The organism is Lutibacter sp. (assembly GCF_013041805.1).
Taxonomy (GTDB): Bacteria; Bacteroidota; Bacteroidia; order Flavobacteriales; family Flavobacteriaceae; genus Lutibacter.
In genome coordinates this window covers 15,385-32,665 of sequence record NZ_JABDRI010000018.1, presented here as the reverse complement: position 1 = coordinate 32,665, position 17,281 = coordinate 15,385, and the positions used below count along the sequence as shown (strand labels likewise).

Annotated in this window: 16 protein-coding genes and 1 tRNA gene; 14 read left to right on the top strand and 3 right to left on the bottom strand. The window is 31.0% G+C overall.

All coding sequences use genetic code 11. The annotated features are described in order from the left end of the window. The first annotated feature begins 4 nt into the window (after window positions 1–4). The 11 genes from mraY (at window position 5) to HKP59_RS02070 (ending at window position 11,452) form a co-directional block, all read left to right on the top strand. Window positions 5–1,231, top strand: a complete 1,227-nt coding sequence (mraY, locus tag HKP59_RS02120; RefSeq protein ID WP_291803036.1) for a phospho-N-acetylmuramoyl-pentapeptide-transferase — start codon at window positions 5–7, stop codon at window positions 1,229–1,231. Next, window positions 1,232–2,563 carry a UDP-N-acetylmuramoyl-L-alanine--D-glutamate ligase gene (murD, locus tag HKP59_RS02115; RefSeq protein WP_291803035.1) on the top strand — a complete coding sequence of 444 codons (1,332 nt, stop codon included), beginning with the start codon at window positions 1,232–1,234 and terminating at the stop codon, window positions 2,561–2,563. 22 nt (window positions 2,564–2,585) lie between these two features. Next, window positions 2,586–3,779, top strand: coding sequence for an FtsW/RodA/SpoVE family cell cycle protein (locus HKP59_RS02110; protein ID WP_291803034.1), 1,194 nt, complete (start codon window positions 2,586–2,588; stop codon window positions 3,777–3,779). Continuing rightward, the gene (gene murG, locus HKP59_RS02105) at window positions 3,763–4,857 is read left to right on the top strand and encodes an undecaprenyldiphospho-muramoylpentapeptide beta-N-acetylglucosaminyltransferase (protein WP_291803032.1); all 1,095 of its coding nucleotides are present in this window, start codon (window positions 3,763–3,765) and stop codon (window positions 4,855–4,857) included. Before HKP59_RS02110 ends, murG begins: the two co-directional genes overlap by 17 nt. Window positions 4,858–4,862: 5 nt before the next feature. Then, window positions 4,863–6,209, top strand: a complete 1,347-nt coding sequence (gene murC, locus HKP59_RS02100) for a UDP-N-acetylmuramate--L-alanine ligase (RefSeq protein WP_291803030.1) — start codon at window positions 4,863–4,865, stop codon at window positions 6,207–6,209. Further along, window positions 6,196–6,921, top strand: coding sequence for a cell division protein FtsQ (locus HKP59_RS02095; protein ID WP_291803029.1), 726 nt, complete (start codon window positions 6,196–6,198; stop codon window positions 6,919–6,921). The genes murC and HKP59_RS02095 overlap by 14 nt, the downstream gene beginning before the upstream one ends. A 3-nt stretch (window positions 6,922–6,924) precedes the next feature. Next, complete coding sequence (gene ftsA / locus HKP59_RS02090) at window positions 6,925–8,235, top strand: cell division protein FtsA (protein ID WP_291803027.1); 1,311 nt, start codon at window positions 6,925–6,927, stop codon at window positions 8,233–8,235. A 34-nt stretch (window positions 8,236–8,269) separates the two neighbouring features. Then, complete coding sequence (ftsZ, locus tag HKP59_RS02085; protein ID WP_291803026.1) at window positions 8,270–10,186, top strand: cell division protein FtsZ; 1,917 nt, start codon at window positions 8,270–8,272, stop codon at window positions 10,184–10,186. 122 nt (window positions 10,187–10,308) lie between these two features. Then, window positions 10,309–10,758, top strand: coding sequence for a GatB/YqeY domain-containing protein (locus tag HKP59_RS02080; protein ID WP_291803022.1), 450 nt, complete (start codon window positions 10,309–10,311; stop codon window positions 10,756–10,758). 9 nt (window positions 10,759–10,767) lie between these two features. Beyond that, window positions 10,768–10,841, top strand: a tRNA-Arg gene (locus tag HKP59_RS02075). A 176-nt stretch (window positions 10,842–11,017) separates the two neighbouring features. Further along, window positions 11,018–11,452 (top strand): CBS domain-containing protein, encoded by a 435-nt coding sequence (locus tag HKP59_RS02070; protein WP_291803020.1) that lies wholly within the window; start codon window positions 11,018–11,020, stop codon window positions 11,450–11,452. Here HKP59_RS02070 and rpe read toward each other — a convergent pair whose 3' ends face one another. Further along, window positions 11,453–12,115, bottom strand: a complete 663-nt coding sequence (gene rpe, locus HKP59_RS02065; protein WP_291803018.1) for a ribulose-phosphate 3-epimerase — start codon at window positions 12,113–12,115, stop codon at window positions 11,453–11,455. Window positions 12,116–12,189: 74 nt separating this feature from the next. Continuing rightward, window positions 12,190–13,053, bottom strand: coding sequence for a sigma-70 family RNA polymerase sigma factor (locus HKP59_RS02060; protein WP_291803016.1), 864 nt, complete (start codon window positions 13,051–13,053; stop codon window positions 12,190–12,192). A 150-nt stretch (window positions 13,054–13,203) separates the two neighbouring features. Between HKP59_RS02060 and HKP59_RS02055 the strand changes: the two genes are divergently transcribed. Genes HKP59_RS02055 through HKP59_RS02045 form a run of 3 tightly spaced genes read left to right on the top strand, consistent with a single transcriptional unit; the run spans window position 13,204 to window position 14,823 of the window. Next, window positions 13,204–13,773, top strand: coding sequence for a sigma-70 family RNA polymerase sigma factor (locus HKP59_RS02055; RefSeq protein WP_291803014.1), 570 nt, complete (start codon window positions 13,204–13,206; stop codon window positions 13,771–13,773). Then, entirely contained in the window at window positions 13,773–13,970 is a 198-nt protein-coding gene (locus tag HKP59_RS02050) for a hypothetical protein (RefSeq protein WP_291803012.1), read from the top strand. The genes HKP59_RS02055 and HKP59_RS02050 overlap by 1 nt, the downstream gene beginning before the upstream one ends. 28 nt (window positions 13,971–13,998) lie before the next feature. Next, the gene (locus HKP59_RS02045; RefSeq protein ID WP_291803010.1) at window positions 13,999–14,823 is read left to right on the top strand and encodes a mechanosensitive ion channel domain-containing protein; all 825 of its coding nucleotides are present in this window, start codon (window positions 13,999–14,001) and stop codon (window positions 14,821–14,823) included. Window positions 14,824–15,060: 237 nt separating this feature from the next. Here HKP59_RS02045 and HKP59_RS02040 read toward each other — a convergent pair whose 3' ends face one another. Then, on the bottom strand, window positions 15,061–17,274 hold the full coding sequence (locus tag HKP59_RS02040; protein ID WP_291803008.1) for a polyribonucleotide nucleotidyltransferase: 2,214 nt from the start codon (window positions 17,272–17,274) through the stop codon (window positions 15,061–15,063). Window positions 17,275–17,281: the final 7 nt, after the last annotated feature.

Below are 17,281 nucleotides of genomic sequence, written 5' to 3'. Positions count from 1 at the left end.
AAGCATGTTATATTATTTATTTGAATATTTAGAAAATCATTACAATGTAACAGGAGCAGGGTTATTTCAATATATCTCTTTTAGATCTGCATTGGCTTTTATTCTTTCATTACTTTTTTCAACAATTTATGGAAAAAGAATTATCAATTATTTACAGCGAATGCAAGTAGGTGAATCGGTGAGGGATTTAGGACTTGAAGGACAAGTAGAAAAAGCTGGCACACCAACAATGGGAGGTGTAATTATAATTTTAGCAACCTTAATACCGGTATTATTATTTGCTCAAATAGATAACATATATATAATTCTGTTAATTGTTACAACCTTGTGGATGGGTGCAATTGGGTTTATTGATGATTATATTAAAATTTTCAAAAAAGACAAAGACGGACTAAAAGGAAGATTCAAAATTTTGGGTCAGGTTACTTTGGGGATTTTTGTTGGTGCAATGCTTTATTTTCATCCTAGTGTAACTATGAAAGAAAAGTTACCTGTAAAGGATCAATATGTTACAGAAAAGGGGGTTCCAGTTTTATTTGCGGATGCTGAGAAATCTACAAAAACAACAATTCCATTTTTAAAAAATAATGAATTAGAGTATGCGAGTGTTTTGGAATTGTTTGGAAAAGGTTTGAAGGATTACGCTTGGATAATTTTTATCCCTATTGTAATTTTTATTATAACTGCAGTTTCGAATGGAGCAAATTTAACAGACGGTATTGATGGGTTAGCGGCAGGATCTTCGGCAATCATTGTTCTTACATTAGGGATTTTTGCGTGGGTTTCGGGTAATATTATTTTCGCTAATTATTTGGATGTTATGTACATACCAAATTCTGGAGAAATGACCATTTTTATCGCAGCGTTTGTTGGTGCTTTAGTTGGGTTTTTATGGTATAACACCTACCCCGCTCAAGTTTTTATGGGAGATACAGGTAGCTTAACTATTGGAGGTATTATTGCTGTTTTAGCAATATCAGTTCGTAAGGAATTATTAATTCCCATTTTAGCAGGAGTGTTTTTCATTGAAACTTTATCAGTGATACTTCAGGTAAGTTACTTTAAATATTCTAGAAAAAAGTATGGAGAAGGAAGGCGAATTTTTAAAATGTCACCATTGCATCATCATTATCAAAAAACTGGATATCATGAAAGTAAAATTGTTACTCGCTTTTGGATTATTGGAATTTTATTAGCGGTATTTGCAATAGTAACTTTAAAGTTGCGATAAATGAAATTAGTTATCCTAGGAGCAGGTGAAAGCGGTGTTGGAACAGCCATTTTGGGAAAACAAAAAGGATATAATGTTTTTGTTTCTGATAAAGGAATAATTGCAAAAAAGTATAAAAAAGTTCTTTTAAATAATAATATTTCTTTTGAAGAAGGAAATCATACAGAAGTTAAAATTTTTGATGCTGATTTGGTTATGAAGAGTCCGGGAATTCCAGATTCTGTTAATGTGGTGAGAGCATTGAGGGAAAAAGGGATTTTGGTAATTTCTGAAATTGAGTTTGCGGCAAAATTTACAAATGGAGTTATTGTTGGTATTACAGGATCAAATGGTAAAACTACAACAACAATGTTAGTAAATAATATATTAAAAAAAGCTAAACTTAATGTAAGTATGGGAGGAAATATTGGGAATAGTTTTGCACAACAAGTTGCTGAAAAAGATTCAGCATTTCATGTGTTGGAGTTAAGTAGTTTTCAATTAGATGGTATTGAAGATTTTGCACCACATATTGCAATTATTACTAATATAACTCCTGATCATTTAGATAGATATGATTATCAATTTGAAAATTATATCAATTCAAAGTTTAGAATTACAAAAAATCAAACAGAAGATGATTTTTTAATTTATGACGCGGATGATGAAGTTATTTTAGATTGGTTAAAACGCAATAAGGTAAAGGCAACTTTAGTTCCATTTTCATTAAAAAAAGAAGTAGAAAAAGGTGTTTATTTAAAAGAAGATACAATAATAATAAAATATAAAATAGAAGATACTATAATGAAGACTTCAAATCTAGCATTAAAAGGAAAACATAACACAAAAAATGCTATGGCAGCGGCTATGGCAGCTTCAATACTAAAAGTTAGAAAAGACTTAATAAGAGAAAGTTTAGAGGATTTTGAAGGTGCTGAGCATAGACTGGAAAAGGTGTTAACAATTAACGGAGTTGATTATATTAATGACTCAAAGGCAACAAATGTGAATGCAACATTTTATGCATTAGATAGTATGCAATCTCCAACACTTTGGATAGTTGGAGGAGTAGATAAAGGAAATGATTATTTAGATTTAATGCCGTTGGTACGAGAAAAAGTTAAGGCAATAATTTGTTTAGGGGTCGATAATAGAAAAATTGTAGAAACATTTTACAATGTTGTTGATTTAATCGTGGAAACTGCAGGTGCAGAAGAAGCGGTTAAAGTAGCATATAAAATTGCAGAAAAAGGAGATAATGTTTTGTTGTCTCCAGCATGCGCTAGTTTTGATTTATTTGAAAATTATGAAGACAGAGGAAATAAATTTAAACAAGCCGTTAGAGAATTATAATTTAATTTTTAGAAGCTAGAACTTGAAAAATATACTCAAAAATATTGAAGGAGATCGCGCAATTTGGGCAATAGTTACCATATTGGCTGTGTTGTCGTTTTTACCAGTATATAGTGCAAGTACAAATTTAGTATATGTAGTAAATAATGGAACTACTACGTTTCATTTATTCAAGCATGCTTTTTTATTGATTTGTGGTTTCTTAATTATTTATGCTGTTCATAAAATTCCTTTTAGGTATTTCAGTGGAGGGTCAGTATTAATGATTCCGCTGGTTATATTTTTATTGATTTATACCATTACACAAGGAACTACTATTGGAGGTGCAAATGCAAGTCGTTGGATTCAAATTCCATTTATTGGAATCGGTTTTCAAACTTCAACATTGGCCGGTTTGGTATTAATGGTTTATGTAGCGCGTTATTTAGCTCGTAATAAAGATAATGAAAACATAACTTTTAAAGAAACAGCACTTCAATTATGGTTACCAGTCGCTTGTATTTTAGCTTTAATTTTACCTGCTAACTTTTCAACTACTGCTATTGTTTTTTGCATGATACTATTACTGTCATTTATTGGTGGTTATCCATTAAAATATATTGCATCTGTTGTGGGAATAGGTGTTCTAAGTTTAACTCTATTTGTGCTTGTTGCAAAAGCATTTCCTGATGCAATGCCAAATAGAGTTGATACTTGGATGAGTAGAATAGAAAATTTTTCAAACAAGAATGCTGAAGAAGGTTATCAGGTAGAAAAAGCCAAAATAGCAATAGCTAGTGGTGGTTTGCAAGGAAGAGGACCTGGAAAGAGTATTCAGAAAAACTTTTTACCACAATCATCATCCGATTTTATTTTTGCCATTATTGTTGAAGAATATGGACTGTTAGGAGCTTCAGTTGTAATACTTATGTATTTTTTATTGCTCTTTAGAATTGTGATGGCAGCAAAAAAAGCAACAAGCATTTTTGCTACATTATTAATCATTGGAGTTGGTTTACCCATTATTTTTCAAGCAATAATTAATATGGCGGTTGCGGTTAATTTATTTCCAGTAACTGGACAAACATTACCACTTATAAGCAGTGGAGGTACCTCAATTTGGATGACATGTTTTGCATTGGGTATTATATTAAGTGTAACTGCTGATAAAGAAAAAAAAGAGAGTATAGATAATGATGAAAACCCTTTAGATATTTTACATGAAGCAATCGGTTAATATCATATTAAGTGGAGGAGGAACAGGTGGACATATTTATCCAGCGGTTTCTATAGCGAATGAGCTAAAAGTTTCATATCCAGAAGCTAAATTTTTGTTCGTGGGAGCAAAAGATAGAATGGAAATGGAAAAAGTGCCTCAATCAGGATATGATATTAAAGGTTTATGGATTTCTGGAATTCAAAGGAAATTAACATTAAAAAATTTATCATTTCCATTTAAATTAATAAGTAGTTTGTGGAATGCCCACAAAATAATCAAAAAGTTTAAGCCAAGTATTGTAATTGGAACTGGAGGGTTCGCAAGTGGCCCAACTTTGTTTATGGCAAATAGAAAAGGTATAAAAACGCTGATACAAGAACAAAATTCATATCCAGGAATTACCAATAAATTATTATCAAAAAAAGCAGATAAAATTTGTGTTGCCTATGATGGATTAGAACGTTTTTTCCCTTCAGAAAAAATTATAAAAACAGGGAATCCTGTTCGTCAAGATCTATTAACTATTGAAGGAAAAAAAGAAGAAGCAAAAGCTCATTTTAAATTAGATATTGATAAAAAAACATTAGTAATAATTGGAGGAAGTTTAGGGGCAAGAGCAGTTAATAATTTAATTGAAAAACATATTAAATGGCTTGTTTCTAATAAGGTTCAAGTAATTTGGCAAACGGGTAAATTGTACTATGATGAATTTAAAAAATATGATGAATTAGAAGGGGTTAAAACCTATGCTTTTTTAAACAGAATGGATTTAACCTACGCCGCAGCTGATTTTTTAATTAGCAGAGCAGGAGCAAGTTCAATTTCTGAGTTATGCATTGTTGGTAAACCTGTCATTTTTATTCCATCACCAAATGTTGCTGAAGATCATCAAACAAAAAATGCTTTGGCTGTTGTAACAAAAGATGCTGCGCTATTATTGAAACAATCAGAGTTAAATATGTTTCAAACAATGTTTAGTGAGTTGTTAAATGACGAACAATTACAAAAAAAATTAAGTGATAATATTAAAAAGTTGGCATTACCAAATGCAACAAAAAATATAGTAAAGGAAATTGAAAAATTATTAATTAGTTAAGTAGTTTGAATATAAAAAATATACATAACGTTTATTTCATAGGTATTGGAGGCATAGGAATGAGTGCCATTGCAAGTTATTTTAAAAGTAGCGGCAAAAACGTTGCTGGATATGATAAAGACGCTTCCCAAATTACCAATTCACTTCAAAAAAATGGAATAGCCATTCATTTTAAAGATTCAATAGATTTAATTCCTTTAGAATTTAAACAAAAAAATGGAACACTGATTATTTATACGCCGGCTGTATCTATAAATCATTCTGAGCTTAATTATTTTTTAACCAATAATTTTAGTGTAGTTAAGCGTTCTGAAATTTTAGGTGAAATTACTAAAAATTCTATTTGTTTAGCGGTCGCTGGTACACATGGAAAAACAACAACGTCAACTATCTTAGGTCATATTTTAAATGAAGCAAATGTAAATGCAACCTCTTTTTTGGGTGGAATTTCTGAGAATTATAATTCAAATTTAATTTTTGGAGGAACTGAAGTTACTGTTGTTGAAGCCGATGAATTTGATAGATCATTTTTAAAACTTTCTCCTAATATTGCATGCATTACTTCTATGGATGCAGATCATTTAGATATTTATGGAAATCATTCTGAATTGGAAAAATCTTTTAGCGAATTTGCGGCTAAAGTTTCGGATACTCTAATAGTACGAAAAGGGTTACCACTTCATGGTATTACTTTTGGAATTGAAGAGCAAGCAGATTATGATGCTCAAAATATAAGAATTCAAAACGGGACTTATCAATTTGATATTCAAACCCCAAATGAATACATAAAAAATATACAAATAAACTTACCAGGAAAACATAATGTGCTAAATACGGTGGCGGCTTTGGCAATGGCAACAATTTTTGGAATTTCTATTCCTGTCATTGCTAAAGCTTTACTAACATTCAAAGGCATAAAAAGACGTTTTTCTTATAAAATAAAAACAGAAAATTTAGTATTAATTGATGATTATGCACATCATCCAACAGAGATAAATGCAGTTATTAGTTCCGTAAAAGAAATGTATCCAACTAAAAAAGTTCTTGGTATTTTTCAACCTCATTTATTTAGTAGAACAAAAGATTTTGCAGATGATTTTGCAAAAAGTTTGTCAAAATTTGACGAAATAATTTTACTCAATATTTACCCAGCGCGTGAATTACCAATTGAAGGAGTAACTTCAGAGTGGTTGTTAAGTAAAATTATTGGAAATAATAAACAGGTTTCTTCAAAAGAAAAATTAGTAGAAAACGTTTTAAAATCTAATGCACAAGTAATTGTTATGATTGGTGCAGGAGATATAGGTGAATTAGTTGATGTAATAAAAAATAATTTGAGTGTTGAAAATTAATTGGATTTACATAAAAGGTTTTGTCTTACTTGGACTTGTAGCATTTTTGTATGGATTTTCATACCAGAAAAATCATGTAAAAAAAGTAAAGGATATTGTGATTGAATTTGAGGAAGGAAAGAACATGTTTATGAGTCATGAAATAGTTAATAAATTGTTAATACAAAATAATCTAACAGTTAAAAACCAACCGAAATCTGTTATAGATTTACATCAATTAGAGTTAAATGTACTATCACACTCCATGGTGGAAGATGCAACCATTTTTTTAACAGTTGATGGTTTGTTGAAAGCTAAGATAAAACAACGAACCCCTATTGCAAGAGTTTTATCAAGCGCAAAGAGCTATTATATTGATAAACAAGGGAAAGCAATGCCGCTATCAAAAAATTATACAGCTAGAGTGCTATTGGTTTATGGTGATATAATAGATGAAAATATAGAAGATATACATGTATTAGTTACAAGAATTTTGAAAGACGAATTCTTAAAAAAACAAATTATTAGCGTTACAAAGATTCTAAATAATGAGTATGTTTTAAAGACTAGAGTTGGTAGTCAAAAAATTATTTTGGGAAGGCTAGTTAATTTGGAAGAGAAGTTTAAAAATTTGAAATCGTTTTTTAATAAAACAATGGCAGATAAAACAATAGAAAAGTACAGTACAATTAATTTAAAATACAACAAGCAAGTTGTGTGTACAAAAATGTAAAATATGGAACATGATGATATTTCAGTAGGGCTAGATATAGGAACAACAAAAATTGTTGCTATGATTGGGCGCAGAAATGAATATGGTAAAATTGAGTTGCTTGGAATAGGTAAGGCCAAAAGCTTAGGTGTGCACAGAGGTGTTGTTAATAATATAACCCAAACAATACAATCAATTCAAATGGCAGTTGATGAAGCAATTGCTGTATCAGGAATTAAAATTAATGAAGCTGTTGTAGGAATTGCAGGTCAACATATTAGAAGTTTACAACATAGCGATTATATAACCCGTCCAAATTCTGAAGAAGTTATTTCAGATGAAGATTTAGAAAAGTTAGAAAAACAAGTATATAAATTAGTAATGCTTCCTGGAGAAGAAATAATTCATGTGCTTCCACAAGAATTTAAAGTTGATGGACAAGCTGAAATTACAGAACCTGTTGGGATGTATGGAGGAAGGTTGGAAGCAAATTTTCACGTGGTGGTGGGTCAGGTTTCTTCCATTAGAAATATTGGTAGATGTATTAAAAGTGCTGGATTAAATTTGGCAGGAATAACTCTAGAACCATTAGCATCAGCTGAAGCAGTTTTAAGTAATGAAGAAAAAGAAGCTGGGGTTGCATTAATTGATATAGGTGGAGGAACAACAGATTTAGCCATTTTTAAAAATGGAATTATTAGGCATACTGCTGTAGTTCCCTTTGGAGGAAATGTTATTACAGAAGATATAAAAGAAGGTTGTTCAATAATTGAAAAACAAGCTGAATTATTAAAAACAAAATTTGGTTCTGCTTGGCCTGGAGAAAATAAGGACAATGAAATTGTATCAATTCCTGGATTAAGGGGTAGAGATCCAAAAGAAATTACACTAAAAAACTTATCTAAAATAATTCATGCTAGGGTGGTAGAAATTGTTGAGCAAGTATTTTTAGAAATTAAAAATTATGGCCATGAGGAGCCTAAGAAAAAATTGATTGCAGGCATTGTATTAACAGGTGGAGGTGCACAATTAAAGCATATTAAGCAGCTGGTAGAATATATTACTGGAATGGATACAAGAATTGGGTATCCTAATGAAAATTTAGCTGGAGATTCAGATGAAAGTTTGTCAAGTCCGCAATATGCAACTGCGGTAGGACTTTTAATGAATGGGTTAAATAAGATTGAGAAAAATAAAGAAAAAGAATCTCAATCAGCTAATGCAGAACCTATTGAAGAAGAAATACAAGAAGATGAAAAAGTTGAAGAACCTAAAAAATCCATTTTTGAAAAATGGGGAGATAAGTTCAGAGATTTTTTAGACAATGCAGAATAAAAATAAATTAAGAAAAGACCAATAAAAATATATTATGAGCAATTCAGATTTTAGCAACATTTCATTCGATTTACCTAAGAATCAATCCAACGTTATTAAAGTTATAGGAGTTGGTGGTGGAGGTAGTAATGCTGTCAATCATATGTATGCACAAGGAATAAAAGGCGTCGATTTTGTGATATGTAATACCGATGCTCAGGCATTACAAAACAGTCCAATTCCTACGAAAATACAACTTGGAGTTTCATTAACGGAGGGATTAGGAGCTGGTGCAAATCCAGAAGTTGGTGAGCAAGCAGCTTTAGAAAGTATTCAAGAAATAAAAGATATGCTTTCTTCAAACTCTAAAATGGTTTTTATTACTGTTGGAATGGGTGGTGGTACTGGTACAGGTGCAGCACCTATTATTGCTAAGGTGGCTAGGGAACTCGATTTATTAACAATTGGTATTGTAACTACTCCATTCAGTTTTGAAGGTAAAATGCGTAATGAACAAGCTCAAAAGGGTATTGAAAAATTACGTGAATATTTAGATTCTATGGTTGTAATTAATAACAATAAATTAAGAGAAGTTTATGGAAACTTAGGCTTTAAAGCAGGGTTTTCTAAAGCCGATGAAGTGTTATCAACTGCCTCAAGAGGTATAGCAGAAGTTATTACGCACCATTATACTCAAAATATCGATTTAAAAGATGCTAAAACAGTACTTTCTAATAGTGGAACGGCTATTATGGGTTCTGCAAGTGCTAGTGGAGTGAATAGATCTGAAGATGCAATTTCAAAAGCATTAGATTCTCCATTGTTAAATGACAATAAAATTACTGGAGCTAAAAATGTATTACTTCTAATTGTTTCTGGTGCAGAAGAAATTACTATTGATGAGATTGGAGAAATTAACGATTTTATCCAATCTGAAGCCAAATCTGATGTAAATATAATTATGGGTGTTGGAGAAGATGAGTCTTTAGGAGATGCCATTTCTGTTACCATAGTAGCTACAGGCTTTAATAAAGATCAACAGCATGAAATTTCAAATACTGACCCTAAAATCATTAAGCATGTTTTGGGTGATGAACAAGAAGCAACACATGATTTTTCTAAGAAAAATATAGATACTTCTTTTAAAAATCCAGTTAGCACCCATATTGAAGATTCTCCTAAGGTTGAAGATAAAATTGTTTATGATTTAGGTGAAGAAATTGAAGAAAAATTCGAAATAATTCCAACTACTGAGTTTATTAAAAATATTGATGTGGTTTATGAAGAAGTTTCAACAGATACATTAGCTGATGATTTTGTAATCACTTCAATGAATGAAAATAAGGAACAAGAGGTTGAAATTAAAGAAGATGAAGAAAATCAAATATCCTTAACCTTTGATTTACCCATTTCTGAAACAAAAAAACAGATTGAAAATGTTGAGCCAAAAACAGATATTAATTCTTTAAATGTTGTTGATCATCAAATAGTAAGCGCTCCAAAAGAAGTGGAAGAAGATATTTATTTTTCTTTAGAAGATTACACTGAATTAGAAGCTAATTTGTCAAAAGCATCTAAACCAGCTGCAGATGAGGAACCAGTAAATGAGGATTTACACTTTACGCTCAGGTCTGAAGCTACTGCTGAAGAATCTGAAGTAAGTATTGAAAATTATGAAGTTATAGACCATAAAGAAATTTCACCTTTGGATTTAACTATTGAAGAGCTACAAAAAAGAGCTGCTCAAAGACGAGAAAAAATGAAAAATTTCAACTATAAATTTGTAAATAAAGTAAATAAAAATATTGACGAAATTGAAAAACAACCAGCCTATAAAAGAATGGGAGTAGAACTTGATGAAACCTCTCACTCATCAGAAGTTACTCAATCAAGAACAACTCTTGAAGTAGATGATAATGATGATATTCAATTTAGATCTAATAATTCATTTCTACATGACAATGTAGATTAAAATATTGCCCAAAGACGATTGCCCTTAGATGAATTTTCTAAGTTTTAAACTCGGAAACCTTTACTAAAAATAAAGATTTTCGGGTTCTTTTTTTTATCTTAGCAAACTAAAAATAGTTAAGTATGAGTTTACAACAAGAGTTAATGAGTAAGTTGAAAGAAGCTATGAAAGCTAAAGATACAGTATCCTTAGAATCTTTAAGAGCAATAAAATCTGAAATATTATTAGCTCAAACAAAAGGAGGAGCGGCAAGTGAATTAACTAAAGAGGAAGAAATTAAGTTACTTCAAAAATTAGTGAAACAAAGAAAAGATAGTGCTTCTATTTTTATTGAGCAAGGAAGAAATGATTTAGCCGAACCAGAATTAGCTCAGGTTCAAATAATTGCGCAATTTTTGCCAGAGCAAATGAGTGAGGGAGATTTAAAGAAAGTTATTGCTGAAATTATGGAAAAAATTGGAGCAACTTCAATTAAAGATATGGGTAAAGTAATGGGAATTGCCTCTAAGCAACTAGCTGGAAAAGCCGATGGAAAAGCGATTTCTACAGTTGTAAAGCAACTTTTAGGATAAAATTTAATAGGCCTCGTGGCGCAACTGAATAGCGCACTGGATTTCGGCTCCAGCGGTTACAGGTTTGAATCCTGTCGGGGTCACTATAGAACCTTCAATCTGATAAGTTGAAGGTTTCTTTAATATTGTGTATAATTGAAGGTTAATCGTAAAGGTTAGGAACAATTATACTGACTTATTTGCAAATTATTAATGATTTAAATCATAGTAATTCACATTATATTTCTCGAACTTTATGTTGAATATAAAATTATGCAGTATGAATCGTTTGGATCCCGTATCGAAAATAATGACAACAAAATTGGTAACCTTAACTTTAATGGATGATTTATTTAAGGCTGAAAAATTATTTAAAGAACATCATATTCGTCATATACCAATTGTGGAAAATGAACATATAATTGGAATGCTTGGATTCACAGATTTAGAGCGGATTAGTTTTTTAGATGCATTTGATGCAAGTGAAACAAAAATTGATAATGCAATTTATAATATGTTAAATATTGGCCAGCTAATGGTTAAAAATTTAATAAAAGTAAATTCTTCTACTACTATTAAATCGGTTGTGGAAATATTATCCAAGAATGAATTTCATGCATTACCTGTTGTAGAGAATAATATTCTAGTAGGAATAGTTACAACAACAGATATATTAAAATATTTGTTGAATCAGTATGAATTAGAATTGAATTAATTATTCTGGCGAGACTAAATTTTTTAAATTTTCAATAGTTTTTGTAGGGTTTTCACTTTTAAATACAAAACTTCCAGCTACAAAGGCATCTGCGCCAGCTTCAGAAAGCTGTTCTATGTTTTGATCAGTTACACCTCCATCTACTTCAATGATTGCTTTAGAACCTGTATATTCAATTAAGTGTTTTAGTTGTTCAACTTTCTTATAGGTATTTTCAATAAAACTTTGTCCGCCAAATCCAGGATTTACACTCATAATTAACACTAAGTCTAAATCAATTATGATATCTTCTAGCACGGCAATAGGTGTGTGTGGGTTTAATGAAACCCCTGCTTTCATCCCTTCAGCTTTTATGGCTTGCACGGTTCTATGCAAATGGCTACAGGCTTCATAATGCACTGTTAAAATATCAGCACCCACTTTTTTAAAGTCTGTAATATATCTGTCAGGATTAACAATCATTAAATGAACATCCATAGTTTTAGTAGCATGCTTTTTTATAGCGTTTATAACTGGCATTCCAAATGAAATGTTTGGTACAAAAACTCCATCCATAACATCAATATGAAACCAGTCTGCTTTGCTATTATTTACCATTTCTACATCACGTTGTAAGTTGCCAAAATCTGCGGCTAGAATTGAAGGAGCAATTAGTTTATTCATTTTATTAATTGTTGTTTTTGCAAAAGTATTATAATAAAAGAAAAACGCTCGAATTTTCGAGCGTTTTTCTTTTATTATCCTAAATAAGTTTTTAATATTTTACTTCTTGAAGTATGCTTAAGTCTTCGAATAGCTTTTTCTTTTATTTGACGAACACGTTCACGCGTTAAATCAAATGTTTCTCCAATTTCTTCTAATGTCATTGGATGTGCATCACCTAAACCAAAATATAACTGAACTACATCAGCTTCTCTAGGTGTTAAGGTTTCAAGAGCACGTTCAATTTCAACTTTTAATGACTCGTGTAATAAGGCTCTATCTGGATTTGGAGATTCGCCAGTGTTTAACACATCGTATAAGTTTGAATCTTCTCCTTCAATTAATGGAGCATCCATAGATACGTGACGACCAGAATTTTTCATAGATTCTTTAACGTCATTAATAGTCATATCTAATTTCTTTGCAATTTCTTCAGCAGAAGGAGGTCTCTCGTTTTCTTGCTCTAAAAATGCATACATTTTATTTATTTTATTAATGGAGCCAATTTTATTTAATGGTAAACGTACAATACGAGATTGTTCAGCTAACGCTTGTAAAATTGATTGACGAATCCACCATACAGCATATGAAATAAATTTAAAACCACGAGTTTCATCAAAACGTTTAGCAGCTTTAATTAACCCTAAATTTCCTTCATTAATTAAATCTGGTAGTGTTAATCCTTGATTTTGATATTGTTTAGCCACAGAAACAACAAAACGTAAATTAGCTTTTGTTAATTTTTCTAAAGCAACTTGGTCACCAGCTCTAATTCGTTGAGCTAACTCAACTTCCATTTCAGCAGTAATTAAATCTACTTTTCCAATCTCCTGTAAATATTTATCTAATGATGCAGTTTCTCTGTTAGTAACCTGTTTGGTAATTTTAAGTTGTCTCATTTAAATAGTTTAGATATTTTTGTTAGTATATGGTGTACATTATATTATACGTAGTATTTTTGAAAATGTTACAAAATGTTTAATAAATTATGAATTTGTGACTTCTATTTAATAAATGTGTCTTAAAACTTATAACCCAAGCGTAGATATTTGAAATCAAAAGAAGAAATATCGATATTAAGTGACAACGAACTTATTGTTAAAATTGTAAAAACCAATGATACTCATTTGTTTGCTATTTTATATGATCGTTACGTGGGTGTAGTTTATAATAAGTGTTATGGATTTGCATCTTCCAAAGAAGAAGCGCAAGATCTAACACATGATGTTTTTATTAAACTTTTTGTTAAGCTTAGAACATTTAAAGGAACTGCTAAGTTTTCAACTTGGCTTTATTCTTTTACTTATAATTTTTGTGTGAATTATGTTAGCAGAAATAATTATAAGAAAAATGAAAAGAATTTTGAAGGAGAGTTATCAGATGATTCAGAAAGGACAGATTCAAGTGATGAATCAATTTACAACATGAAATCTGATACATTAAAAAAGGCATTAGAACGAATAGATCCAAATGAGAAAATGATTTTATTATTGAAATATCAGGATGATTTTTCGATAAAAGAAATTCAGGAGGCAATGGATATTGGTGAGAGTGCAGTAAAAATGAGATTGAAAAGAGCAAAGGAAAAATTAATTAGTGTATATAAAAATCTTAAATAATGGAAAATCCGTTTAAGAAAATATTACATAATGAAGAAGTACCAAAAGTACTTAGAGAACGAGTTATTAATGATATTTCATTAATAAAACTCTCTATTGATATGGCAGATTTGTTTGTAATAAAGTATCCTAATACGATAGGAGAAATTTTAGATACTGAAAAAAAACCTATTAAAAATAAAAAGAAAGAAAACTAAAGTTTACTAACCCAAATTTGAATATAAAATGAAAACAATAATCCAATTAGAAAGTGTTAACTTAACATTTGCACAAGATTTATGGAACCAATTTTTACACGTAATGCCTAAAATTTTATTGGGTATAGGATTTATTATAATTGCTTGGATAATTTTAAAAGTTGTTCATGTTGTACTTAAAAAGTTATTGAAAACCTCAAAAATAGATTCTTTGACAACAAAACTGAATGACGCTGAGTTATTTGGTAAAAGCGATTATAGTGTAGTACCTTCTAAAATTGTTTTAAAGTTTGTAAAATATTTATTGATTTTAGGTTTTGTAGTTATTGCTTCAGATATGCTAGGTTTAAAAATGGTGTCTGAAGGAATCGGAAGTTTTATAGCTTATTTACCGATCTTAATAAGTTCTCTATTTATTTTTGTATTAGGGATTTACGCAGGGTCAATAATAAAAAAAACGATTCAAGACACATTTAAATCAATGGAGCTTACTGGTGGTAATTTGGTTGGGAATATTGTGTTTTATTTAATAGTAATATTTATTTCAATAACGGCTTTAAACCAAGCGGGTGTTGATACCGATATTATTACTAGCAACATTACCTTAATATTAGGCTCAATTTTGGTTTCATTTACAATAGCCTTTGGACTTGGTGCAAGAGATATAGTTACGAGATTACTTTTTGGTTTTTATTCTCGAAAAAACTTTGAAATAGGCCAGCATATAAAAACTAAAAAGATTGAAGGGGTTATTCAGCAAATTGATAATATATTTATTTCTATTAAAACAAAGGAAGGCATAGTAGTGTTGCCAATTAAATATTTTGTTGATCAAAAAGTAGAAATAAAGTAAATAATATTGGTAACAATATTTTTGTAAAAGCAGAAATTTGTGATAAAGATTAATAGAGATGCTTGGGTTAGTTATTTCTATTAAAAAGAGAGTTAGTAAGCCAATCATTAGTAATAGCTAGTGATTGGAACTCTCAAAATAACTGAATTATTAAAATTATTTCTGGGTTAGAAATCTTAACATAAAAAAAGCTTCTCAATTTGAGAAGCTTTTTTTATAAAATATAATTTTCGAGAATTAATCTCTAGATCTAGGTTTTCTATCTCTATCTCTTCCGCGATTATCGCGTCCACCTCTATCATCTCTTTCTCTTGGAGGTCTTTCTTTAAAACCTTCTGGTTTTGGTAAAATTGCCTTACGAGATACTTTTTCTTTTCTTGTTTTCGGATCTCTTCCAAAATATTTAACATCAAAAACATCACCCATATTAACAACGTCTTTAACGTTGTTAGTTCGTTCCCAAGCTAATTCAGAAATATGCAATAAAACCTCATTACCAGGAGCATCTGTATATTCTACAACAGCACCAAAGTCTAACATTTTTATTACCTTCACTTCATAAACACTTCCAACTTCTGGTTTAAATAATAATGAATCAATATTTGCTAAAACAGCTTCAATACCAGCAGGGTCTGTTCCTAAAATTTCAACAATACCTTCTTCAGTAACAGGATCTTCATTGATCACAATTGTACATCCAGTTTCTTTTTGCATTTCTTGAATAACTTTTCCTCCAGGTCCAATTAAAGCACCAATAAATTCATTAGGAATTCTTCTTGAAATCATTTTTGGAGCATGTGCTTTAACTTCAGCATTTGTTTCAGCAATAGTATCAGTTATTTTTCCTAAAATATGTAATCTACCATCACGAGCTTGTTTTAGTGCGTTCACTAAAATTTCATATGATAAACCTTTAATTTTAATATCCATTTGGCAAGCAGTTATACCATCAGCAGTACCAGTAACTTTAAAGTCCATATCACCTAAATGATCTTCGTCACCAAGTATATCACTTAACACAGCATAACGATCTCCATCAGAAATTAATCCCATTGCAATCCCAGATACAGGTCTTTTCATTTCTACACCAGCATCCATAAGTGCCATTGTTCCAGCGCAAACGGTTGCCATCGACGATGATCCGTTAGATTCCAATACTTCAGAAACTATACGAACTGTATAAGGACAATTTTCAGAAATCATTCCTTTCAATGCACGTTGTGCTAAATTTCCATGACCAACTTCACGTCGAGAAGTACCTCTTAATGGGCGTGCTTCACCTGTACAAAAAGGAGGGAAGTTATAATGTAAATAAAATGATTCTTCTCCTTCGAAAGACGGCATATCAATTTTATTAGCTTCTCTAGATGTACCTAAAGTAACTGTTGCTAATGCTTGAGTTTCACCTCTAGTAAAAATTGCAGATCCGTGTGTGGATGGTAAGTAATCTATTTCACACCAAATTGGTCTGATTTCATCAGTTTTTCTACCATCTAACCTCAAGCCTTCACTTAATGTTAATTCACGAACAGCTTCTTTTTCTGCTTTGCTATAGTATCCTCCAACAAGATGACCAAATTCCTCCATCTCTTCTTCAGTAAATGAAGCCTTTACCTCTTCTTTTATTTCAGCAAATGCAGCACTACGCTCAGCTTTAGATGTTCCCATTTTGGCAATAGCATAACATTTATCGTAAGCTAAATCGTGTATTCTTTTCTGTAATTCTTCATTATCTTCAGCAGTATTATATTCACGAACTTCTTTTTTGCCAAAAGCTTCAGCTAAACGAATTTGAGCGTCAATTTGAACCTTAATAGCTTCATGAGCAAATTTAATTGCATCTGCCATTTCTTCTTCAGAAATTTCATCCATTTCACCTTCAACCATCATTACTGAATCTGCTGAAGCTCCAATCATCATATCGATGTCTGATTCTTCTAATTGAGAACGTGTTGGGTTTATAACGAACTCACCATTAATTCGACCAACTCTAGCTTCAGAGATAGCGCATTCGAATGGGAAGTCACTTAATTGAATTGCTGCAGATGCAGCCAATCCAGCCATTGCTTCTGGCATTACGTCATCATCATGAGACATTAACTGAATCATTACTTGCGTTTCAGCGTGATAATCCTTAGGAAATAGTGGACGTAAAACTCTGTCCACTAAACGCATAGTTAATACTTCGCCATCACTTGGTCTTGCTTCTCTTTTGAAAAATCCACCAGGGTAACGACCTGCTGCTGCAAATTTCTCGCGATAATCTACTGTTAACGGTAAAAAGTCAACATCACTTTGTTTGTAATTGGAAACAACTGTACATAATAACATACATTTTCCTGATTGAACAACAACCGAACCGTGTGCTTGTTTTGCTAGTTTTCCTGTTTCTAAAGAGATAGTTCTTCCATCTCCTAAATCAATAATTTCTTTGAATACCTTTGGTATCATAAATAGT